At 64.7% G+C, this 22,421-nt stretch carries 18 protein-coding genes and 2 pseudogenes; 11 read left to right on the top strand and 9 right to left on the bottom strand.

The window, feature by feature from the left end:
- Positions 1-139 precede the first annotated feature (139 nt).
- From AU072_RS08605 to AU072_RS08625, 5 genes are all read right to left on the bottom strand, one after another.
- A complete protein-coding gene (locus tag AU072_RS08605) occupies positions 140-1,039 on the bottom strand; it encodes an Rv0045c family esterase (RefSeq protein WP_064413400.1) in 900 nt (299 codons plus the stop codon).
- Between the two features lie 92 nt (positions 1,040-1,131).
- Positions 1,132-2,208, bottom strand: coding sequence for an inositol-3-phosphate synthase (locus AU072_RS08610; RefSeq protein ID WP_064346107.1), 1,077 nt, complete (start codon positions 2,206-2,208; stop codon positions 1,132-1,134).
- 47 nt (positions 2,209-2,255) lie between these two features.
- Entirely contained in the window at positions 2,256-2,810 is a 555-nt protein-coding gene (locus AU072_RS08615) for a PadR family transcriptional regulator (RefSeq protein WP_064346166.1), read from the bottom strand.
- A gap of 123 nt (positions 2,811-2,933) precedes the next feature.
- The gene (locus AU072_RS08620) at positions 2,934-3,788 is read right to left on the bottom strand and encodes a DUF1707 SHOCT-like domain-containing protein (RefSeq protein WP_082680955.1); all 855 of its coding nucleotides are present in this window, start codon (positions 3,786-3,788) and stop codon (positions 2,934-2,936) included.
- Between the two features lie 20 nt (positions 3,789-3,808).
- A complete protein-coding gene (locus AU072_RS08625) occupies positions 3,809-4,642 on the bottom strand; it encodes a thioesterase family protein (protein WP_064413401.1) in 834 nt (277 codons plus the stop codon).
- 128 nt (positions 4,643-4,770) lie between these two features.
- On the opposite strand from AU072_RS08625, the gene AU072_RS08630 reads away from it, so the two are divergent.
- The 3 genes from AU072_RS08630 (at position 4,771) to AU072_RS08640 (ending at position 9,522) form a co-directional block, all read left to right on the top strand.
- Positions 4,771-5,196: a DUF5318 domain-containing protein gene (locus tag AU072_RS08630; protein WP_064346105.1), complete on the top strand. Its 426-nt coding sequence runs from the start codon at positions 4,771-4,773 to the stop codon at positions 5,194-5,196.
- Positions 5,197-5,254: 58 nt separating this feature from the next.
- A complete protein-coding gene (locus AU072_RS08635) occupies positions 5,255-7,822 on the top strand; it encodes a transglycosylase domain-containing protein (protein ID WP_082680954.1) in 2,568 nt (855 codons plus the stop codon).
- A gap of 77 nt (positions 7,823-7,899) precedes the next feature.
- Entirely contained in the window at positions 7,900-9,522 is a 1,623-nt protein-coding gene (locus tag AU072_RS08640; protein ID WP_064413402.1) for a glycosyltransferase family 87 protein, read from the top strand.
- Between the two features lie 87 nt (positions 9,523-9,609).
- Here AU072_RS08640 and AU072_RS08645 read toward each other — a convergent pair.
- Together AU072_RS08645 and AU072_RS08650 are read right to left on the bottom strand one after the other, a co-directional pair.
- A pseudogene (locus tag AU072_RS08645) lies at positions 9,610-10,810 on the bottom strand (IS30 family transposase).
- Positions 10,811-10,892: 82 nt separating this feature from the next.
- Positions 10,893-12,209: an adenylate/guanylate cyclase domain-containing protein gene (locus AU072_RS08650; RefSeq protein WP_064413403.1), complete on the bottom strand. Its 1,317-nt coding sequence runs from the start codon at positions 12,207-12,209 to the stop codon at positions 10,893-10,895.
- Between the two features lie 142 nt (positions 12,210-12,351).
- Between AU072_RS08650 and rpsF the strand changes: the two genes are divergently transcribed.
- From rpsF to AU072_RS08680, 6 genes are all read left to right on the top strand, one after another.
- Positions 12,352-12,642, top strand: a complete 291-nt coding sequence (rpsF, locus tag AU072_RS08655) for a 30S ribosomal protein S6 (protein WP_014818429.1) — start codon at positions 12,352-12,354, stop codon at positions 12,640-12,642.
- Positions 12,643-12,733: 91 nt separating this feature from the next.
- Positions 12,734-13,237 carry a single-stranded DNA-binding protein gene (locus AU072_RS08660; protein WP_064346102.1) on the top strand — a complete coding sequence of 168 codons (504 nt, stop codon included), beginning with the start codon at positions 12,734-12,736 and terminating at the stop codon, positions 13,235-13,237.
- Positions 13,238-13,277: 40 nt separating this feature from the next.
- The gene (gene rpsR / locus AU072_RS08665) at positions 13,278-13,532 is read left to right on the top strand and encodes a 30S ribosomal protein S18 (RefSeq protein ID WP_064402259.1); all 255 of its coding nucleotides are present in this window, start codon (positions 13,278-13,280) and stop codon (positions 13,530-13,532) included.
- 13 nt (positions 13,533-13,545) lie between these two features.
- Positions 13,546-14,004 carry a 50S ribosomal protein L9 gene (rplI, locus tag AU072_RS08670; RefSeq protein ID WP_064413404.1) on the top strand — a complete coding sequence of 153 codons (459 nt, stop codon included), beginning with the start codon at positions 13,546-13,548 and terminating at the stop codon, positions 14,002-14,004.
- Between the two features lie 482 nt (positions 14,005-14,486).
- Entirely contained in the window at positions 14,487-17,567 is a 3,081-nt protein-coding gene (locus AU072_RS08675; protein WP_174523792.1) for a replicative DNA helicase, read from the top strand.
- A 178-nt stretch (positions 17,568-17,745) separates the two neighbouring features.
- Positions 17,746-18,441, top strand: coding sequence for a translation initiation factor IF-2 (locus AU072_RS08680; protein ID WP_235629927.1), 696 nt, complete (start codon positions 17,746-17,748; stop codon positions 18,439-18,441).
- Between the two features lie 849 nt (positions 18,442-19,290).
- Here AU072_RS08680 and AU072_RS08685 read toward each other — a convergent pair.
- Positions 19,291-19,641, bottom strand: a complete 351-nt coding sequence (locus AU072_RS08685) for a type II toxin-antitoxin system RelB family anti-toxin (protein ID WP_064413406.1) — start codon at positions 19,639-19,641, stop codon at positions 19,291-19,293.
- A gap of 505 nt (positions 19,642-20,146) precedes the next feature.
- Positions 20,147-20,341 (bottom strand): hypothetical protein, encoded by a 195-nt coding sequence (locus tag AU072_RS08695; RefSeq protein WP_064413407.1) that lies wholly within the window; start codon positions 20,339-20,341, stop codon positions 20,147-20,149.
- 245 nt (positions 20,342-20,586) lie between these two features.
- On the opposite strand from AU072_RS08695, the pseudogene AU072_RS28925 reads away from it, so the two are divergent.
- Together AU072_RS28925 and AU072_RS27540 are read left to right on the top strand one after the other, a co-directional pair.
- A pseudogene (locus AU072_RS28925) lies at positions 20,587-20,997 on the top strand (TniQ family protein); the annotation flags it as partial.
- A 114-nt stretch (positions 20,998-21,111) separates the two neighbouring features.
- Positions 21,112-22,176, top strand: coding sequence for a hypothetical protein (locus tag AU072_RS27540; protein WP_235629926.1), 1,065 nt, complete (start codon positions 21,112-21,114; stop codon positions 22,174-22,176).
- Positions 22,177-22,421: the final 245 nt, after the last annotated feature.

Genomic DNA, 22,421 nt, shown 5'->3' on the forward strand with positions numbered 1-22,421 from the left:
GACGCACTACGTTGAGACCAGGACCAGGGCAGGCCACCCCAACCACCATTGACAAACACCACTTACGAAGGTGTCTGCCCGCCGACACACCGCGAAACCGCGGACAAATGCGGTCGCTCGCGGGCAGGGGCGAACCGAGCTACTCGGCGAGCACCGCCCGCAGGATCTCGATCAACTTGCGCGGCTGATCGCTCTGCACCGAGTGTCCGGAATCCTCGACGATGTGGACATCTTTGAATCCCGGTGCGCGACGGGCGAACTCGGCGGCGTCGTCGTCATTGACGAAGAACGAGTTGGCGCCGCGCACCAACGTCGTCGTCACCTGCAGCCGCGGGACGTCGTCCCACAGACCCTCGAAGCCCTCACCCTTGCGCATCTCGTCGTAGCGCCAGGTCCAGGTGCCGTCCTCGAGCCGTCGCGCATTGTGGAACACGCCGCGACGCAACGACTCCCGATCACGGTGTGGCGCCGCGGCGACCGTCTTCTCCAGCATCGCCTCGAACGAGGGGAAGATGCGATCGCCCTGCACCAGAGCGACGGTGCCCTTCTGCGCCTCGGTCATCTGGGTGTGCCGCTCGGGCGCCGAGGGCGTCACGTCGACGAGCACCAGCCTGCGCACGAGATCCGGGGCCTCGACGGCCAGGCGCAACGACGTCAGGCCGCCCAGCGACATCCCCACCACCAGCGAGGCCTCCGAAGCCAGCTCACGAACCACGGGTTCGACCGCGACCGCGTTGCTCTTCGGGCCGTAGTCGCCGTCCTCGCGCCACGCCGAGCGGCCGTGCCCTGGCAGGTCGATGGCGAGCGCCGGCACGCCGAGCCCGACGATCACGGTGTCCCAGGTGTGGGCGTTCTGTCCGCCGCCGTGCAGGAACACCACCCGCGGCGACCCCTCGCCGAATTTCAGCGCGCTGATGGGTCCGGAATCGATGCGCTCGGCGTGGGGTACCGCGTCGACACCGGCCTGCCGCGCGTTCTCCGTGAGGAAGATGAACTCGTCGAGCGTGGCCAGTTCGTCGTCAGCAGAGATATCGGTCACGAAGTCATCTAACCGTGTCGCCGGGACCGACGTAATGGCGGTCCGTACTGCGACGAATCGACCAAAACGTCGGTTTCGGCGAGCAGTGAGAGTCAGCCCTCGATGAAGGTTTCGAGCTGCGCCCGGGCGACATCGTCGGGAAGCTGCTTGGGCGGGCTCTTCATCAGGTAGGCCGAGGCCGCCTCGACGGGACCGCCGATGCCGCGATCGAGCGCGATCTTGGCCGCCCGCACCGCGTCGATGATGACACCCGCCGAGTTCGGCGAATCCCACACCTCGAGCTTGTACTCCAGGTTCAGCGGCACGTCACCGAACGCGCGGCCCTCGAGCCGGACGTAGGCCCACTTGCGGTCATCGAGCCAGCCGACGTGGTCGGACGGGCCGATGTGCACGTCCTTGGTCTTGAACTCGCGCTGCAGGTTGGACGTGACGGCCTGGGTCTTGGAGATCTTCTTCGACTCCAGCCGCTCGCGCTCGAGCATGTTGAGGAAGTCCATGTTGCCGCCGACGTTGAGCTGCATGGTGCGGTCGAGTTGCACGCCGCGGTCCTCGAACAGCTTGGCCATCACGCGGTGGGTGATCGTCGCGCCGATCTGGCTCTTGATGTCGTCACCGACGATCGGGACGCCGGCGTCGGTGAACTTCTTCGCCCACTCCGGGTCCGACGCGATGAACACCGGCAGCGCGTTGACGAACGCCACCCCGGCGTCGATCGCGCACTGGGCGTAGAACTTGTCGGCCTCGTCCGAACCCACCGGAAGGTAGGACACCAGGACGTCGACCTCGGCGTCCTTGAGCGCCTTGACGACGTCGACCGGATCGGAGTCGGAGACCTCGATGGTGTCGGCGTAGTACTTGCCGATGCCGTCGAGGGTCGGGCCGCGCTGGACGGTGACGTTGAGCGGCGGCACGTCGGCGATCTTGATGGTGTTGTTCTCCGACGCGAAGATCGCCTCGGACAGATCGAAGCCGACCTTCTTGGCGTCGACGTCGAAGGCGGCGACGAACTTGACGTCGCGCACGTGGTAGGGGCCGAGGCGCACATGCATCAGGCCGGGCACGGTGGCCGTCTCGTCGGCATCGTGGTAGTACTGCACGCCCTGTACGAGCGACGACGCGCAGTTGCCCACGCCGACAATCGCGACCCGCACCTCTCCGTTGGATGACATGACGACTCTTCCCTTCGTAATCCCGGTCGTAGCTGGTTCGGTTCTGCCTAGGGCTGCACTGTGTTGTCTGAGCGCCCCTGGCTCAGACGTTCCGCCGCAATCAACTCGTTGAGCCACTTCACCTCGCGCTCGCTCGACTCCAACCCCAGCTGATGAAGCTGGCGGGTGTACCTGTCGATCGAGCTGCTGGCCCGCGCAACGGCTTCACGCAGACCCTCGCGGCGTTCCTCCACCTGACGACGACGCCCCTCCAGGATCCGCATCCGGGCCTCGGCCGGGGTGCGGTTGAAGAAGGCGAGATGGACACCGAATCCGTCGTCGGAGAAGTTCTGTGGGCCCGTGTCGGCCACCAGTTCGGAGAAGCGCTGCTTGCCCTTCTCGGTCAGCTGGTAGACGCGTCGCGCCCGGCGCATCTTCGGGGTGCCGTCCGGTGCAGCGTCCTCGACGATCAGCCCGTCATTCTGCATGCGCCGCAAGGCCGGATACAACGATCCGTACGAAAATGCGCGGAAGGCGCCGAGCAAGCCCGTCAATCTCTTGCGAAGTTCGTAACCGTGCATCGGCGATTCCAGCAGGAGTCCCAGGATGGCCAATTCCAGCACCGAGGACACCCCCTCCAGAAAATCGCAGCTCGTCCGTTACGGCGTTTCGACACCTCGCACCATAGTATCGCGCCGATATATTCGGCGCGAATGTTGGGTTACCGTCGCGCGAACGACTGGGCCTCAGCCGGGGTAGTTGATCTGCTTGACCGTGCCGTCACCGGCCAGCTCGATGTACCCGCTGCCGTAATCGCTGGACACGTAGACGTCGACCGACAGCGCGCCGGGGGTGGTCGGGTCGGTGGCCGGGTCGATGGACAGATACGTGCTGGTGACGTCCTCGGGTTTCATGCCGAGCGTCTCCGGGGCGCCGCGCAGGACGCCGACGACCGCCTTGGCGTCGAACTTGCTCAGGTCGACCTCGACGGCACTGCTGCTTTTCGAGGTCGACGACGGATCGTCCCAGCCGCCGCGGTAGGTGTAGTTCAGCTCGCGGCGCTCCTCGGCGGGGTCCGGCCGGGTCAGCGACGCGTAGTCCGGATACACGACGAGGCGGTATCCGTTGGTGTCGCCGAACCGCTGCTTCATCTGTTCCAGCAGACCCGTCAGCCCGCCGAGCGAGTGCAGCTGCTTGGGCGGGGTCAGCACCACCGGGGTGATGCCGTCGGACTTCGCCCCGGGATCCGACGTGAAATTCAGCGGCGACGGGGTGTTGCCGTACAACCCCCAGCCGATCGCGATGCCGAGCACCAGCAGCACGCCGGCCACCGCGAGACGCAGACCCCAGCCGTTCCCGGCCATCGGCAGCGTTCTCGGCTTGCGCAACGTTGGCAGCTGCACGGGGGCGTTGTTGGTCTGCAGATCGGACACCAGCGCCTGCAGCTCGCCGAGCGTGGTCGCGGTCGTCGCCGCCTTGACCCGCTCGCCGTGCTCGGTCATCGACAGCTGGCCCTCGGCCAAGGCGCTGTCGAGGATCTGGCACGTGTCGTTGCGGTCGCTGTCTTTGGCCCGCGTTGCCGATGTCTGCCGGGTTGCCACGCCGATGATCGTAGAAGTACTCAGCGGATGAGGCCCTGGGAAGTCATCACGGCCAGCAGCGATCCGTCCGCACCGCGCAGCGAGCCGTAGGCCGAGACGCCGCCGCTGGCGACCGAGCCCCGTGCCTCGAGCAGCCGCCACGTCGTGGACGGGACCAGGTGTGCCCCGGGCTGCCACACCAGGCTGAGGTCCAGGCTCAGCAGCCATGCGTCGACGAATCCGCTGACCTTGCCCGGCGCATCGAACAGGTGGGCGTCGGCGTGCAGGACGTCGCTGATCTGGGGGTGGCTGAGCGGGTCGGTAGGTGAATCGGTGTCGGCGCTCACCCACAGCGCCACCTCCGGGCGACGGTCCGCGAAGCGGGTGAGGCTCGGCGGGTAGTCCAGGCCGCGGCGATGGGCGAACCGCAGCGGCCGGTACTCCTGGCCGATCCAGTCCAGCGCGGACGCCGACTCCGGTTCCGGCAGCGGGGCGGCGTAGCGCTCGAAGGGGACGGGTGCGTCGACCGACGGCGGGCCGAGCCAACCGTCGGCGAACCAGCTGTTCGCGATGAGGATGGTGCGTTCCCGCTGGCGGATGGTGGCCTCGACGGCCGCGGCGGTGCGTCCGCCGCGGATGCTGCGAACGTCGATCTGCAGCGGTCCGGGCGCCCCGGCCTCGACGAAGGTCACCGACAGCGACGCCGCCGCCGGCCGACCGCTGTGCGCGAACATCGCGGCCAGCGCCAGTGCGGAGGTGTAGCCGCCGAAGGCACGACCGTCGAAGCACCACTGTTCGGGAAGGTCGCGCGTGAATCGGCTCGAGCCTTCACCGGCGGGCCCGCCGTCGAGGGCGAAGTCGCGCCCGTCCAACATCGAGTCTCCTCAAGGTCGCCGCACACGGCCGATTGCTGGTGCCGTCGGTCCAGATCAAATACCTTAGAGAGGGGCGTGACCGTGCCGTCACGCTCCGGTAGGTCCATCGCCGACGTACTCTGGTCCTCGTGCGATTGCAGCGACAGGTGGTGGACTACGCACTTCGGCGACGGTCCCTGCTGGCCGAGGTCTATTCGGGACGCACCGGCGTCTCCGAGGTCTGCGACGCCAATCCCTATCTGCTGCGCGCCGCCAAATTCCACGGCAAGCCCAGTTCAGTGACGTGTCCGATTTGTCGGAAAGAACAGCTCACCCTGGTGTCGTGGGTATTCGGTGACCATCTTGGCCCGGTATCGGGTTCCGCACGAACGGCCGAGGAGTTGGTCCTGCTGGCATCCCGATACGACGAATTCTCCGTACACGTGGTGGAGGTATGCCGCACCTGCAGCTGGAATCACCTGGTCAAGTCGTACGTGCTCGGCGCGGTCCCGCCACCGAAGGGAAAACCCGGCACTCGAACCGCGCGCTCACGGGCGCGCACGGCCAGTGAATAGCGAAGGGCGCCACGACCGGTCAGTCAACGAAGTCCGTTCAGGACACGGGGCTGATGGCGTGAGCGCGCCGAAATCCAACGCCGGCGACGCCGGCCGACACCGCCCGGCCCCCGAGGCGCCGCAACACCGATCAGCGCCCGACGCGCCGCAACAGCGCCCGCCGGCCGGCCAACCCCAACACCGCCCGTCGGCGGACTCCCGCACCCGGCCGGTGCCGCCCGACGACCGGCACACCTCGGTGCTGCCGCCGGTGCGCGAGGCTCGACCGCCCCATCTGCGCGACCCCGTCGACGTCGTCAAGGCGGCGCTCGACGGCACTCCGACACGCAAACCGCCGACGCCACCACCGCCGCCGCCCCGGCCGCCGGGCGGGGGTGGTCCTCCGAGCGGCCCGTCGGGTCCGCGGCGAGGTCTGCCCAGCCAGATCAACTGGACGTGGGTGCGTCGCGGCGGGCTCATCGCGGCGGCGGTGTTCATCGTGCTGCCGCTCATCACGTTCGGAATGGCGTACATGATCGTCGACGTCCCCAAACCGGGGGACATCCGCACCAACCAGGTGTCGACGATTCTGGCCAGCGACGGCAGTGAGCTCGCGAAAATCGTTCCCCCCGAAGGCAACCGCGTCGACGTCAACATCGACCAGATCCCGGTGCAGGCGCGCAACGCGGTGATGGCCGCCGAGGACCGAGACTTCTACTCGAATCCGGGCTTCTCGTTCACCGGGTTCGCGCGGGCCATCAAGAACAACCTGTTCGGCGGCGACCTGCAGGGCGGCTCGACCATCACTCAGCAGTACGTCAAGAACGCGCTGGTCGGTTCCGAGCGCTCCGGCGTCGGGGGCCTGATCCGAAAAGCCAAGGAGCTGGTCATCTCGACGAAGATGTCCGGCGAATGGTCCAAAGACCAAGTGATGCAGTCGTATCTGAACATCATCTACTTCGGTCGAGGGTCCTACGGCATCGCCGCGGCGTCGAAGGCGTACTTCAACAAACCGGTCGAAGAACTCAACGTCGCAGAGGGCGCGCTGCTGGCCGCGCTGATCCAGCGTCCGTCGGCGCTTGACCCCGCGGTCAACCTCGAGGGCGCCACGGCGCGCTGGAACTGGGTGCTCGACGGGATGGTCGAGATCGGCGCGCTGACCCCCGAGGAGCGGGCCGCGCAGGTGTTCCCGGCGACGGTGCCGCCCGACCTGGCGCGCTCGCAGAACCAGACCACGGGGCCGAACGGCCTGATCGAGCGGCAGGTGCAGAAGGAACTGCTCGAGCTGTTCGACATCAACGAGCAGACGCTGAACACCGAGGGCCTGCAGATCACCACGACCATCGACCCGAAGGCGCAGCAGGCCGCGGAAGAGGCCGCCTCGGAGTACCTCGAGGGCCAGGACCCCGACATGCGGACCGCGATCGTGTCGATCGACCCACGCACCGGTGGGGTGAAGGCCTACTACGGCGGCACCGACGCCAACGGTTTCGACTTCGCGCAGGCGGGCCTGCCGACCGGGTCGTCGTTCAAGGTGTTCGCGTTGGTCGCGGCGCTGCAGCAGGGCATGGGCCTGGGCACCCAGGTGGACAGTTCGCCGCTGGAAGTCAACGGCATCAAGATCACCAACGTCGAGGGTGGCGGCTGCGGCACGTGCAACATCGCCGAGGCGCTGAAGCGTTCGCTGAACACCAGCTACTACCGGCTGATGCTCAAGCTGAAGAACGGCCCGCAGGACGTCGCCGACGCCGCGCATCAGGCCGGTATCGCCGAAAGCTTCCCCGGCGTCGAGCACACGCTGTCCGAGGACGGGCAGGGCGGTCCGCCGAACAACGGAATCGTGTTGGGCCAGTACCAGTCCCGGGTGATCGACATGGCGTCGGCGTACGCCACGCTGGCGGCATCCGGGGTCTACCACAAGCCGCACTTCGTGCAGAAGGTCGTCAACTCCGAGGGTGAGGTGCTGTTCGACGCGTCGCAGCAGGACAACTCGGGGGAGCAGCGGATCGAGAAGAAGGTCGCCGACAACGTGACCTCGGCGATGCAGCCGATCGCGGCCTACTCCAACGGTCATGCGCTGGCCGGTGGTCGGCCGTCGGCGGCCAAGACGGGCACCAACCAGCTCGGTGACACCGACAGCAACCGCGACGCCTGGATGGTCGGCTACACGCCGTCGCTGTCCACCGCGGTGTGGGTCGGCACCACCGAGGGCACCAAGCCGCTCGAGAACCAGTGGGGTTCACCGATCTACGGGTCGGGTCTGCCGTCCGACATCTGGAAGACGACGATGGACGGCGCGCTGGAGGACACCGACAACGAATCGTTCCCCAAGCCCGAGGAGATCGGCGGCTACGCCGGTGTTCCGCAGGCGCCGCCGCCACCGTCGACGACGGCCCCTCCGACGGAGGTCACCCCGCCGTCGCAGACCGTCATCCAGCCGACAATCGAAGTGGCGCCGGGCATCACGATTCCGTGGGGTCCGCCGACGACGGTCCCGGTCGCCCCGCCGCCGGGTGGCACCGTCCCCGGCGGTCCGATACCCGGTGGTCCTGCTCCCGGCGTCCCCGCGCCGGCACCCGTCGGGGCGCCACCGCCCGCACCCGTTGGAGCACCGCCGGCGCCCGGTGCGCCGCTACCGCCTCCGTGACCGAGGTGGGGGGCGAGGAAAGCGGCGAGCCGTCGACGGCCCCGGCGCAAGCTGTTTCGCCTGCGCGGCGTGTTGAAGTGGTATCGCCGGCTCGGCCGGCGGCGGACACCAGAAGCTTCGACGAGCGTGATCTCCCCAGCCGCACCGACGTCATCGGGGCCGCGCTCTCCGATGTCATCGGCGGACCCGTCGGAAGGCACGCGCTGATCGGCAGGCAGCGGTTTCTGACCCCGCTGCGCGTCATGCTGATCATCGCGTTGGTGTTCCTGGCGCTCGGTTATTCGACGAAGGCCGCGTGCCTTCAGACCACGGGCACGGGCACCGCCGATCAGCGGGTGGCCGATTGGAGCAACCAGCGGGCGTACTTCCAGCTCTGCTACTCCGACACCGTTCCGCTGTACACCGCCGAACTGCTCAACCTCGGCAAGTTCCCGTACAAGTCGAGCTGGATCGAGAAGGACGCCTCCGGCCAGCCGCACATTCAGTACGACGGCAACATCGCGGTGCGCTACATGGAGTATCCGGTGTTGACCGGCATCTACCAGTACGTGGCGATGTCGTTGGCCAAGACCTATACCGCGCTGACGAAACTGGTGTCGGTGCCGGTGATCGCCGAGGTGGTGATGTTCTTCAACATCGCCGCGTTGGGGCTGGCGTTGGCGTGGCTGGTCACGGTGTGGGCGACGTCGCGATTGGCCGGGCCGCGACGGGTATGGGATGCCGCGTTGGTGGCGGCCTCGCCGCTGGTGATCTTCCAGATCTTCACGAATTTCGATGCGCTGGCAACGGCTTTCGCGACGGGCGCGCTGCTCGCGTGGGCACGCCGAAAGCCGGTGCTGGCGGGGGCGCTGATCGGTTTGGGTGTGGCGGCCAAGCTGTATCCGCTGCTGTTGTTGGCGCCGCTGGCGGTGCTCGCGGTGCGCACCGGCAAGCTGCGGGAGGTCGGCAAGACGGCCGCCGCGGCGGTAGCGGCGTGGCTGGTGGTCAACCTGCCGATCATGGTGCTGTTCCCGCGCGGGTGGTCGGAGTTCTTCCGGCTCAACACCCGCCGCGGCGACGACATGGACTCGATCTACAACGTCATCAAGTCGTTCACCGGGTGGCGCGGGTTCGATCCGGATCTGGGCTTCTGGCGGCCACCGACGGTGACCAACACGGTCTCGGCGATCCTGTTCGTGTCCTGTTGCATCGCAATCGGTTACATCGCGCTGACCGCGAAGCGCCGGCCCCGCGTGGCACAGTTGGCGTTCCTGGTCGTCGCGGCGTTCCTGTTGACCAACAAGGTGTGGAGCCCACAGTTCTCGCTGTGGCTGGTGCCGCTGGCGGTGCTGGCCCTGCCGCACCGTCGCATCCTGTTGGCGTGGATGACGATCGACGCGCTGGTGTGGGTGCCGCGGATGTTGTACCTCTACGGTGAGGCGAACATGGGATTGCCGGAACAGCCGTTCACGATCACCGTGCTGCTGCGCGATATTGCGGTGGTCGCGTTGTGCGCGCTGGTGGTTCGTCAGATCTATCGGCCTGAACTCGACCTGGTCCGGGCTCGCGGAGTGGTCGACGACCCGGCGGGCGGGGTGTTCGACCGTGCACCAGACACGCCGCCGCGGTGGCTGCCGGACTGGCTGCGACCGGACGGGTCGAGACTGCGCACAGATCGCGAAGTTACGGAAGACCGCGATCTGACCGCAGTGTCGAGGTAGGCGGCCCGCCGCTCAACGCCCGCCCCGTCTCGATTGTGAATCCACCTGCGCGAAACTGCTGGCATTGTCAACCGGTGAGTGCAACGTTTAGGCGGCGGCTTGGTCGAGGAGTGCGGCTAACCGCTGGGCCGGTGTGTCGAGATCGAGGGTCGGTCTGGGCCGGCGGTTGAGGAGATCTTGTATGCGTTTGAGATCGGCCTTGGTGTAACCGCTTAGGTCGCTGCCTTTTTCGAACCAGAATCGCAGCAGTCGGTTGGTGTTCTCATTGGTTCCGCGCTGCCAGGGTGAGTGGGGGTTGCAGAAGTAGACCGGGGTGTTGAGCTGGAGCTGGATGTCACGCCACTTGGACATCTCGCTGCCGCGGTCCCAGGTGATCGACCGACGCAGATCCTCGGGCAACTCACTCATCGCCTTGATCATCGCCGTGGCTACCGTTTCGGCGGTGTGATCGCCGGGCAGGTGCAAGCATGGTGAACCGGGTGGACCGCTCGACCAGGGTCCCGACCGCACTCGTGCCCCCGGGCCCCAGTATCAGATCGCCTTCCCAGTGGCCGGGCACTGCGCGGTCAGTAGCCTCGGCCGGACGATCGCTGATTTTGAATTCCTCACCACTGCTGTAGACCCCGCGACGATTGTCGGTGCGGTCGCGTGGCTTGCGCTTGGCCCGCCGGGTAGACAGCCGTTGGTGCAAATCAGCGCGCAAACTACCCCTAGCCTGCACATACAGGCAGCGATAGATCGTCTCGTGGCTCACCCTCATCAGCTTGTCATCGGGGTAGTCGCGGGCCAATACATCGGCGATCAGCCCGGGACTCCAACCGATATCCATCCAGCCCTCAATCTGGGCGCACAACGGATTGTCTTTGAGCTTGAACGCCTTAGGCCGCCGCGCGCTTTCGGCTGCGCGGGCATGGGCCATCAAGGCGTGGTAATCCCCGTCGGGGTTCTTATTGCGAGCGATTTCGCGACTGACCGTCCAGCGGCCCCGACCGATTCGGCGCGCGATCTCGGCCTGGGTGAGGTGGGCATCAAGACCGCGCATGATCTTGACGCGTTCGTCCAAACTGAGGTCGGCGCCGAATCCACCCGGACGCAACAAATTCCCCGGATTAGCCAGCCCACCACTTCCGCGACCCTTACGTAGTGTCATCGCACCAGCATCGCGCCACCACAGCCACCCGGTGTTGTATGACACACCCGCACCCCGGGCGGCATCTCCAACAGTCGATCCCAGACACACACGATCAAAGAAATCTCGACGAACCGAAACTCCGAACGGACTCGGCATAGCGCAACTCCAATCACAACAGATGTTGCACTGACCGTATGAATCCGCGGCCTGAAAGCGCAGCCAGATTCACAATTGGTGGCTAGGAGGCGACGGCGAACAGGCGCCATTCGCCGGGCACGCCTTTGAGTTGGTGGGCGCCGCGATCGTCGAACTCCAGGCCGGAGCCGATGACCAAGTCGCGCAATGTACTCGACACCAGAACCTCGTTGGCACTGGCGAGGGCGCTGACCCGTGCACCGATGTGCACGCCGATGCCGCCGATGTCGTCGCCGCGGACCTCGCATTCGCCGGTGTGCAGCCCGGCGCGTATCTCGATGCCGAGCGCCTGGACGGAGTCGCGAATGGCCATGGCACAGCGGATCGCTCGTTGCGGGCCGTCGAACATGGCGAGAAAGCCGTCTCCGGAGGTGTTCACCTCGCGGCCGCGGAAGCGGGCCAACTGTGCGCGGACGACGGCGTCGTGAGCGTCGAGCAACGCGTGCCAGTCGCGGTCGCCGATCTCGGCGGCGCGACGGGTGGAGCCGACGATGTCGGTGAAGAGCACGGTGGCTAGCACGCGGTCGTCGGCCACGTCGGGTTGGTGTCCGGTGAGGAACTCGCAGATCGCCTGGAAGGACTCACGCCAGGGCTCGACGAACTGGTACATGTTGCGGCCCGGCAGCTCAACGTATTGCGCTTCGGGTACATGGTCCGCGATGGCCTTCCCCCACTGAGGCAAATTGAATTGGTCGCCGACATGTTGGACGACCAGCGTGGGAGTGCGGATGCTCGAAAGGATCGCTCGCACATCCAATTCGGTCACGAGCGGCAAGAGCAACGACACCGTCGCCGGGCTGGCCGCCAGCCGTTCGTGCCGTGCCCATGACGCGCGGATCTCCTCGTTCCATGGCATGTCCGGATTGATGATGTGCTGGAACTCTCCGGTTCCCCACATCGCGACCCAGGCCGCTTTGACTTGCTCGAGGTCTGGCCCCTCCGCGCGTTCCACAGGTGGATCGGCATAACCCTGAAGCACCACCAGCGCGGCTGTCCGGGACGGATGTGTTGCGGCGAAGAGAGCGGCGGACGCGAATGCGCCGTCGGCGGCCAGCAGGACCGCCTCCTCGCTTCCGAGGTCGTCGAGGACGGCGGTGATGCTGTCGGACCACTGCTCCAATGTCGGAAGCGCCTCCGGGGTGATGGGGTCTGACGCTCCCGCACCCGGCTGATCGAAGAAGATGAGCCGTCCGAGTGACGTGACAGCCGCAACCCACCCTTGAAGCGAGGGCAGCTCGGGCGCCAGTTCGCAACAGGTGAACCAGTTGGGCACGAAGACGATGTCGCGCTCGCCGGGCGCCGATGCCCGGTAGGCGACGCGCAGGTCCCCGTTCAACGCGTAACGCGTCTCGGAGAACATGGCCGAAGTGTAGAGCCGCGAACAGGACGATTTCGCAGATCAGCGCGGTTTCCTGTAGCCTGGGCCGGTTGCCGACGCAGGCGACCCTCCTGCCACGGACAGTCCGTGGCCGATCAGACCGTAGGAGGTGATGAAGGTCTTCATGCGTCCATACGAAATCATGGTCATTCTCGACCCCACCCTTGACGAGCGCACCGTAGCTCCGTCGCTGGAAACGTTCCTCAACGTCATCCGCAAGGACGGCGGCAGTGTCGACAAGGTCGACATCTGGGGCCGGCGCCGGTTGGCATACGAGATCGCCAAGCACGCCGAGGGCATCTATGCCGTCGTCGATGTGAAGGCAGAGCCCGCCACCGTGACCGAGCTGGACCGTCAGCTCAACCTGAACGAGTCCGTGCTGCGGACCAAGGTCATGCGGACGGACAAGCACTAGTCCCGAAGAACGGGCTGTAAGCGTCGGAGTGCTTCCGTAGGCTCGCCTGCGACCGCTCCCAGACTTACACCGCCAATCCCAGGAGGACATCGTGGCTGGTGACACCATCATCACCGTCGTCGGAAACCTGACTGCCGATCCCGAACTGCGCTTCACGCCGTCGGGTGCTGCCGTCGCCAACTTCACCGTGGCGTCGACACCGCGCATCTACGACCGCCAGAGCGGGGAGTGGAAGGACGGCGAGGCACTGTTCCTGCGCTGCAACATCTGGCGGGAGGCCGCCGAGAACGTGGCCGAAAGCCTCACTCGCGGTTCGCGGGTGATCGTGCAGGGCCGGCTCAAGCAGCGTTCGTTCGAGACGCGCGAGGGTGAGAAGCGCACCGTGGTCGAGCTCGAGGTCGATGAGATCGGCCCGTCGCTGCGGTACGCGACCGCCAAGGTGAACAAGGCCAGCCGCAGTGGCGGCGGTGGCGGCGGCTTCGGCGGCGGCGGCGGCGGAGGTTCGCGTCCTGCCGAGCAGCCGAAGGACGACCCGTGGGGCAGCGCCCCGGCGTCGGGCTCGTTCTCCGGAGCCGACGACGAGCCACCCTTCTGATCCACAACTGATCAACAAGAAGTAAGAAAGAGAAAGACACATGGCCAAGGCCACCAAGCGTCGGCCGGCTCCCGAGAAGCCGGTCAAGACCCGCAAGTGCGTGTTCTGCTCCAAGAAGGGGCAGACCATCGATTACAAGGACACGGCGCTGCTGCGCACGTACATCAGCGAGCGCGGCAAGATCCGCGCACGCCGCGTCACCGGCAACTGCGTTCAGCACCAACGTGACATCGCGATCGCGGTGAAGAACGCACGCGAGGTTGCGTTGCTGCCGTTCACCTCGTCGACGCGATAGGCAGGACGGAAAGATGAAACTGATTCTTACCGCCGACGTCGAACATCTCGGCGTCCAGGGCGACATCGTCGAGGTCAAGGACGGCTACGCCCGCAATTACCTGGTGCCCCGCCGGCTGGCGGTCGTGGCATCGCGCGGCGCCGAGCGCCAGGCCGAAGAAATTCGTCGGGCCCGCGAGCAGAAGGCCATCCAGGGCCGCGAGCACGCCGTCGAGCTGAAGGCCGCGATCGAGAACCTCGGCCCGGTGCAGCTGTCGGTGAAGGCGGCGGCCGACAGCGGCAAGCTGTTCGGCTCGGTGACGACGGCCGACGTGGTCGCGGCGATCAAGAGCGCCGGCGGCCCGAATCTGGACAAGCGCACCGTCCAGTTGCCCAAGGCGCACATCAAGTCGACGGGCACGCATCCGGTCGCGGTTCGGCTCCATCCGGAGATTGCCGCGACGGTTTCGCTGGAAGTTGTAGCCGGGCAGTAACCACAGCGTCAAATACGGCCGGGTGAAGACGCGATCGATCTTCACCCGGCCGTTGCTGTGTGCGCGAGCGAACTTCGCGCGGCGGATAGCCGTAGCGAAGATAACCCGCCGTTAACCTGGACGGTCCCTGGCGGCAATACAACACGCCCGAGTCGGCAACCTGACACGACACGCCGAGGCATTTGTCATCCACAAGATCGCCGACGGTTTATGGTGCGGCTATCAGCGCAGATGCAGTAAGCGAAGTGGTTGGTTAACAGGTTCTCCCCAACGACTCAACATGGCTGTCCAGACCTATCCACACCCCGTCCACAGGTCTATGAACAGGGCCGGGTTGCGCCCCCGCCAGCAACGTCTAGCGTAAGCCGTCGGCGGGGCGGATCCAGAGCCGCGAAAGCGGTTTGTCGGATGTCTGGCTTACAGTCGCGACTAGCGGGTATCGAACTTGCGTTCGATAGTGAATAAAGGGGGTGACGCGCTTCGTGGCCGTCGTGGACGACCTTGGTCATCACGGGATGGACACCCCGCCGCCGAGCGAGGACTTCGGGCGTCAGCCCCCTCAGGATCAGGCTGCCGAGCAGGCGGTGCTCGGCGGGATGCTGCTGAGCAAGGACGCCATCGCCGACGTGCTCGAGAAGCTGCGCCCGGGGGACTTCTACCGTCCTGCGCACCAGAACGTCTACGACGCGATCCTCGACCTCTACGGCCGCGGTGAGCCGGCCGATGCGGTGACAGTGGCCGCCGAGCTGGACCGGCGCGGGCTGCTGCGCCGCATCGGCGGGGCGCCGTATCTGCACACGTTGATCTCGACGGTGCCGACGGCCGCGAATGCCGGCTTCTATGCGGGCATCGTCGCGGAGAAGGCGCTGCTGCGGCGGCTGGTCGAGGCAGGCACGCGCGTCGTGCAGTACGGCTACGCGGGTGCCGAGGGCGCCGACGTCAACGAGATCGTCGACCGCGCCCAGTCGGAGATCTACGACGTCACCGAGCGGCGCACGGCCGAGGACTTCGTGCCGCTCGAAGAACTGCTGCAGCCGACGATGGACGAAATCGATGCGATCGCGTCGCAGGGCGGCATCGCGCGCGGCGTGCCGACGGGATTCGTCGAACTCGACGAGGTGACCAACGGCCTCCATCCGGGGCAGATGATCATCATCGCGGCGCGGCCGGGTGTCGGGAAGGCGCTGGCGCTCGATACGCCGCTGCCGACGCCGACCGGCTGGACGACGATGGGCGATGTCGCCGTAGGGGATTGGCTGCTGGGCGCGGACGGGGAGCCGACGCGGGTGGTGGCCGCCACCGAGGTGATGCTCGGGCGGCCCTGCTATGAGGTTGAATTCGCCGACGGCACCACGATTGTGGCCGACGCGTTCCATCAGTGGCCGACTAGCCGCGGGGTGCAGATCACCACTGCCTTGCGACCTGGCGTAGACATCATCAGCGCGACGCGGGTGCCTGCGCTGGCGACGGTGGGCGGCCGACGTCAGTCGGCGTGGGGCATCGACGCTGTGCGGCGCGTTCCGAGTGTGCCGGTGCGGTGTGTGGAGGTCGGCAATTCCGATCATCTGTATCTCGCGGGACGGGAGATGGTGCCGACGCACAACTCCACGCTCGGACTCGATTTCATGCGGTCCTGCTCAATCAAGCACCAGATGCCCAGCGTCATCTTCTCGCTGGAGATGAGCAAATCCGAGATCGTGATGCGCCTCTTATCGGCCGAGGCGAAAATCAAGCTGGCCGATATGCGGTCGGGCCGCATGAGTGACGACGACTGGACGCGGTTGGCGCGCCGGATGAGCGAGATCAGCGAAGCCCCGTTGTTTATCGATGACTCGCCGAACCTGACGATGATGGAGATCCGTGCGAAGGCGCGGCGGCTGAGCCAGAAGGCCGGCTTGCGGTTGATCGTCGTCGACTACATGCAGCTGATGACGTCGGGCAAGAAGTACGAGTCCCGGCAGCAGGAAGTGTCGGACTTTTCGCGCAGCCTCAAGCTCATGGCCAAGGAACTCGACGTGCCCGTCGTCGCGATCAGCCAGCTGAACCGTGGGCCGGAGCAGCGCACGGACAAGAAGCCGATGGTGTCGGACCTTCGCGAGTCGGGTTGTCTCACCGCAAATACGCGAATCCTGCGGGCGGACACTGGCGCTGAGGTGACGTTCGGTGAGCTGATGCGCACGGGGGAGCGGCCACTGGTGTGGTCGATGGATGAGCGCAAGCGGATGGTCGCGCGGCCGATGACGAACGTGTTCTACAGCGGGCACAAGGAAGTGTTCAAGGTGCGGCTGGCGTCGGGCCGTGAGGTCGAGGCGACGGCCAACCACCCGTTCATGACATTCGACGGGTGGACCCCGTTAGGCGAATTGAAGGTCGGGGATCGGGTGGCGGTGCCGCGACGGGTCCCGGAGCCGGTTCACACGCAGCGGATGGACGAGTCCGAAATCATCCTGCTGGCGCACATGATCGGCGACGGATCGTGCGTGAAGCGTCAGCCAATCCGCTACGCGAGTATCGACGAGTGGAACCTTCATGCCGTTGCTGAGGCGGCCACACACTTCGGTGTGACGGCGGTGCGCGACGATTACCCGGCGGCACGGGTGACGACGTTACGGTTGCCGGCTCCGTACCGTTTGGCCCGCGGCAAGCGGAATCCGATTGCCGCCTGGCTGGACACGTTGGGACTTTTCGGAAAGCGCAGCTACGAGAAATTTGTTCCCGCAGAGGTTTTCGCGCTGCCGAACGACCAGATTGCGCTTTTCCTACGGCACCTCTGGGCGACGGACGGGTCGGTGCGTTGGGACGAGAAGCAGAAGAACGGTCGCATCTATTACGCATCGACAAGCCGACGACTCGTTGATGACGTGCGCCAGTTACTTCTACGGCTGGGCGTCCAGAGTCGGATCGCAAAGACTCGTAAGGCCGGCTACCGTGACTGCTGGTTCCTCTACGTCGAATGGCTCGATAATCAGAAGCTCTTCCTGACAAAGGTTGGCGTGCACGGTAGCCGGGGCGTAAAGGCGAAGCAAGTTCTCGACAAACTCGCTCTGCGCGGGCGGCGTGCGGGCAGGGATACTGTGCCCGTCGAGGTCTGGGACCGGGTCAAGCGCTCCCTAGCCGGAACGCAAATGTCGAAGGCCGAATTCGCCGCCGCCTCTGGATCGGCGATTTCCTCTATATCGCTGCTCAAGGCCCCGCCAAGTCGTAGCCGTCTGCACCGCGCAGCGGCCGCCCTCGAGGATCGCGAGCTTCATGATCTCGCCACGAATGATGTTCACTGGGACGAGGTCGTTGAGATCACGAGTATCGGCCGTCAAGACGTATACGACGGAACTGTGCCGGGCACTAGCTGCTTTGTGGCACAGGGGATTTCAGTTCACAACTCGCTCGAACAAGATGCGGATATGGTCATACTTTTGCATCGGCCGGACGCGTTTGAGCGGGACGACCCGCGCGGCGGCGAGGCTGACCTGATTCTGGGGAAGCACCGTAATGGTCCGACGAAGACGATTACCGTTGCGCACCAACTCCATCTGAGTCGTTTTGCGAATATGGCGAAGCAGTGACGAAGGTGCGCGAAGGCCGTCAGCGTGGCTGATCAGCTGTAGCTGTCCGGATAGATTTATTTGGGTGTTATCGGCTAACTGCTGTCGAGATGCAACGGAAATTAGCAAACGATCCCTAATTGTTTAACAAGTTGGTTAGCCGGTGAAACTAAACCCTCCGCCACGGCAGAAGGTCCGAGTGCGCGAACTGGCCCGTGAGTTGGGTTGGACGCCTCGGCAGCTGCTCGCCGAGTTGAATCGGCGCAGCGAGTTCGTGAAGTCGGAGGCTAGCCAGTTAGAGGCGCCGGTCGTCCGCGCCCTTCGGCGGGAGTTTGGGACCGTCAGCACTGGGCAAGACACAGACGCGAAGCTCAGTCCCGAGATGTATGGGCACTCGGCGGAGCCCGCGACTACCGAGGACGGCACAGAATTCGCTGATGAACTTGCGAAGGCTCGAACGCAATCGAAGGCCAAGGGCCAGAACAAGGTTGCACGACGGCATCCACCGATCCTGCAGGCGCTACTCGACGACGTCGTCGTTCCCCAGCGGCCAGAACATTTCGCCGCACCGACGAGTGGATACTTCGCGTGGGAACTGAAGAAGGCCGCACGACTCAGCAAGCGGTGGGCTGAAGCACAACTGAACGGTCTTGGGGACGATGAGGCTTTAGTAATCAAATGGATCCGGCTCAGCGATGGTCAGCGTCCAGACATTGCTGTCGAACTAGCAGGTTGTGGTATTCGTCCGGACGAGGCGGCCCTCTGCATCGGACACGGCGGACGTATCGATCCGCATCTCTCGACCATCTACCAGCGCTTCCGTGACAGAAAAATCGGTCGATCGGAGGCCACCGCGATAGTCCGGGAGTGGCTCGCCAAACAGTGGGCTGTCTAGGCGGTTCTGCCTGTACGCCACTAACTTTCGATCTACCGAAGCGCGTCAATGCTGCCGATTCCAACCGCTATACGGTATTCTCTAGTACTACTAGTAGGGCACACCGAGACCCGATTGCGAGGTCGAAATGGTTGAGACACTGCAGGATTGCTCGCCTGCGCCAAGCCTCGAGTATGTCGATCGATTCGGTCGAGTTGTTGGTGATCTGGTCTACCTTCGGTGGTGCGCCGGAGCTACCGCTCCCTCCTGGAAGGAGGTGTTCAACTCACCGGACGTCTTGAATTTCCTTGACCAAGAGGGGCTTACAAGCTTTCACCCGCGAATGGAGGCTCTAATGGCGCGAGCTGCCAGCCGCGGTTGGCTGGCCTACTCCGACGAGCCTCGGTCGCTACGCGTTGGGCCAACCTACCTGGCATCACCCGGACAAAAGCTGCGAGTTAGACAGCCGCGTGACGTGGGCCGTCGTGTTGCTGGCGCGGTCGCAAGGTTTAGGTACAAGCACAAACACAACCCGACCATCAAAGAGTTTGCGGATTTCCTCCGAAATGCTCGAGTGCAGCGAATCTTTCGCGGCGAGGCGGATGTGCTCAAGAGCCTGCCGTGGTTGGTGGTTTCAGGCTGGATCGTCCTCGAAGATGGACGCGTGCTTCGGGGTCCGACTGCGAGGGCCGACATGAACGAACGAGCGGCTTTGCGGCGTTTGGACATACGAGAGGCCGCCCAGGCCGCCAACACGGACGAGGAGCGCACCTCGTCGACGGCAATCCCGACACCTTGTGGCTGATGTCGCGCTCGTTGATCGTCGACGACCTCTAGGCTGGCCAAATTGAAGTAGGTCGGGGTCTCTTACTACTGGGCGAAAGTGTCGAGGTCGATGCTGATTTCGACTCCGTCGCGTTCTACGACGATTCGTGAATGCTCGATGCCTGCGGCTTTGAGATAGTCGCGCAGCGTCGATAGGAGCAGGTCGTGGCGACGTTCGATGCGTGAAACTGTGCCTTGGTCAGTGCTCAGTGCGGCCGCGATCTGTTGTTGCGTCAGGTTTCCTGCTCGGCGGATGTCGGCCAGACCTTCGGCGTAGACCCGGTTTGCGTTCTCGCGTTCAGCCGCGTAGCTGCGCACGTCATCCGCGATGAGGGGATCGGTGACCAGCTCGTCGATCCTGTTGTTCATCCGGCGGAATGTCTTGCCTTCACTCATCGTGGTCCTCCTTAATTTCGTGAAGCCATGTGGATCTTGCGGCGTCGGCCCGGCTTCCGACGCTGTTGTAGAAGACGTCGCCCATGCGGGCTTTGTCGGCGGCGAAGAGCGCAACTACGACGGTGGTGCTGTGCGGTAGGAACCAGAAGCAGATCAAGCGGAAGGCGATTTCGCGATCGAAGGGGTGGGCTGTGCGCCTGGCGAATCTTCGATTGTCGTACTCCGCTTAGGTCGGGTGTGACTTCGGTCGGTGCCTGTTCGAGCGTTCGCAGTTGATTGAGCGCGTCAACTGCGCCGGCGAATAGCCGTCTGGGGGTTCGTCCCCGTTTGGGCCTTGTCTTCGGTGCGGTCCAGCCAGTCGAAGAACTTGGGGGTCCGTCGACGTCCATGTCCACAAGTATGGCTTTAGAGCCATATGCTGCCAACACCATATCGAGCAATTGCGCGGCATTAGGTCGTGCTACCCATGGCGCGCCGGGGCCGATTTTCACCCTCCCCCGTTGTGCTATATGAACCGTGGCGCTTGAAAGGTGAGGTTGAACACCACGCGGTCGGTGGCCGGCGTGTTGAACTTCGAGAGATCGAATCGGGCGTCGGTGGACGGCATACCATTGAACAGCGGCACCGAAATCTCATAGGGCTCAGCTGGTTTCTCGCCCTTCTGTCCCGCTTGGATGCGGCTGCGTTTGCGGTTCGGCATCGGGTCGGTTACTTCGATCAGTCCGAACTCAGCCAGCTCGTGGATGTAAACGTACCGGGGTCAACGTATAGCGATAATGCCCTCGCCGCACTCGAGTCGGCGACGCCTAGTTTCTAGCTGAGACCGGCGCGATCGCAGCACCACTAGTAGGGCGGACACGTCGCTCCGCACGTGGCTTCCTGAAGTATGCGCAGTCGGCTACGAGCAGACTGGCTCCTTCCGGATCGAGCCACAAGAGGGGATCCATGGCTACCGCAGCTCTCTTGCCAGTGCGGGTCACGCCTGCGCCAGGGGAGTGCATCGACTCATGGTTGGATGCGACGGCGGGCGTCATGGGAGTTACCCTCGGCGATGTAGCTCGCCAACTGCATTTACCAATAGTCGCGAAGCCGCAGTGGATTTGGTGGCTGCCGCAGTACCGGTTGCACTCTCTCCAAGTATTGACGGGCACGCCGGCGGCAGATATCGCGACGATGACACTCGACGCGTACACCGCGAAGGGTCTGCGTGTCCTCACCGAATCACACGAACCTGACCGCACGTTCCCTTTCGGAGTGATGCCGGGGTCGAGGTTCTGTCCCGAGTGCCTAGCCGAGTCGCGCGGCCGATGGCGGCTCGCCTGGCGGTTGGGATGGTCATTCGCCTGCACAACCCACGGCCGGTTGCTGGCTGCTCAATGTCCAAGTTGTGGAGAGGATCAGCGGCGGCGGCAGAACTACACAAGCATTCCGATGCCGACCCGGTGTCGGTGCGGCTGCGATCTCACATCGGTGCCCACCCCTGTGGTTGGGAGCGAGCACGACGCGGTTGTTGCGCAACGTTTCATCGATAAGCTTCTCGGCGGAGCCCGCCCAAGCGGCGGAGTGCTTGCGCGGCAGGATCGTTCGTGCCGCGAGTCGCTGGAAGCGGTTCGGAGCCTGGCCAATCGAACGATCAATTTCGCGTCTCGGCACGGCTTGGCGACCGCAGCAAGCCTGGGAGGCGGGTTCGCTTTTGATGAACTTTCCGAGGAACCGAATTCGAACCGTGGACGAAGTGCGGTGAACTCCTACCCATCGATGCGGACCGTCGAGGTCGCCGTGGGGATAACCGTCGCCGTCAAGGTCTTAGGAGCCGAAACTATTGAGGAATCAGCGAGCCGCCTTCGGTGGCTGGTAGACAGCCAAGACGCCAAAGGCCGCCAGACCGAGTTGCTCTGGTGTCGCTCTGACGATGCTCTAGCTGCGGCGATAACGATCCAGGCAAGTAGGCAGCATCTCGGAGCGCAGGGCGACCTCCGCTACCGCGCGGCAACCCTGGTGCCCGAAGCCCCGCGGCGCAGTTATCTCGATGATTGGAGCTTCGCGGCTTCCCTACCCTCGTTGATTTGGCCAACCTGGTGCGAGAAGCTGCTCGCGGATACGTCAGTAGATGCGGACATGAGGCGCGCCCTATCGATCGCCACGCTCATCGTCGGCAGCAATATCACAATCGGTGGTGCAGAGAAACTGTTGTCTGCGCGCACGTCCCACCGCACTGTGAACCAACACCTAGAGCTGCTCTATTCGCTGCCGCGGTGGAACCTTATATGCACAGCGCTAATCAATCTGAGCGACTATCTCGAAACTCAGGGCTCAGAAATCGACTACGCGCGTCGGAGGAAGTTGGTCTACTCAGCTCGACTCGAGTGGCAGGACTGGCTCCGGATCAGGGGCGAATTCGCCGACGAAACGCCGCCGCGGGCAGCGCCCCAGCAACCAGACCACGCCTTGATGTATCTACGTCGCCTTGGGATCGACGAGCCTGTCGAGTGGCAGCCGCCGCTCGAAATAATTGGTGTCGCGGACCGCTTGTAGCAACCCGTAAACTATATGATCGGTTGGGCTAGAATGCATTTCAGCAGTACCGAGAACTAATTCGTGCTGTTCACCGTCGTCCTGAACACGTAAGATGGTTCGCGCTGGTCTCGCGCGGGGCTTGTCCTTCTTGGCGCGCGGGAACCGACGAAGAGGTTCGAACCATGCCTTCGAGTCACGAAGAAGACGATCTCCTTGACGCCTTGGCATTGCGTGCGCCCGGACTGACGTGGACATTTATGGTG

The organism is Mycolicibacterium novocastrense, from assembly GCF_001499835.1.
Lineage (GTDB): Bacteria > Actinomycetota > Actinomycetes > Mycobacteriales > Mycobacteriaceae > Mycobacterium > Mycobacterium novocastrense.

What these genes read in the sequence shown, in the direction of transcription:
- rplI (WP_064413404.1), top strand. Translation starts at nt 13,546, where the DNA reads ATGAAACTGATTCTTACCGCCGACGTCGAACATCTCGGCGTCCAGGGC.
- AU072_RS08650 (WP_064413403.1), bottom strand. Translation starts at nt 12,209, where the DNA reads ATGTTCTCCGAGACGCGTTACGCGTTGAACGGGGACCTGCGCGTCGCC.
- AU072_RS08685 (WP_064413406.1), bottom strand. Translation starts at nt 19,641, where the DNA reads ATGAGTGAAGGCAAGACATTCCGCCGGATGAACAACAGGATCGACGAG.
- AU072_RS08610 (WP_064346107.1), bottom strand. Translation starts at nt 2,208, where the DNA reads ATGTCATCCAACGGAGAGGTGCGGGTCGCGATTGTCGGCGTGGGCAAC.
- rpsR (WP_064402259.1), top strand. Translation starts at nt 13,278, where the DNA reads ATGGCCAAGGCCACCAAGCGTCGGCCGGCTCCCGAGAAGCCGGTCAAG.
- AU072_RS08625 (WP_064413401.1), bottom strand. Translation starts at nt 4,642, where the DNA reads ATGTTGGACGGGCGCGACTTCGCCCTCGACGGCGGGCCCGCCGGTGAA.
- AU072_RS08695 (WP_064413407.1), bottom strand. Translation starts at nt 20,341, where the DNA reads ATGCCGAACCGCAAACGCAGCCGCATCCAAGCGGGACAGAAGGGCGAG.
- rpsF (WP_014818429.1), top strand. Translation starts at nt 12,352, where the DNA reads ATGCGTCCATACGAAATCATGGTCATTCTCGACCCCACCCTTGACGAG.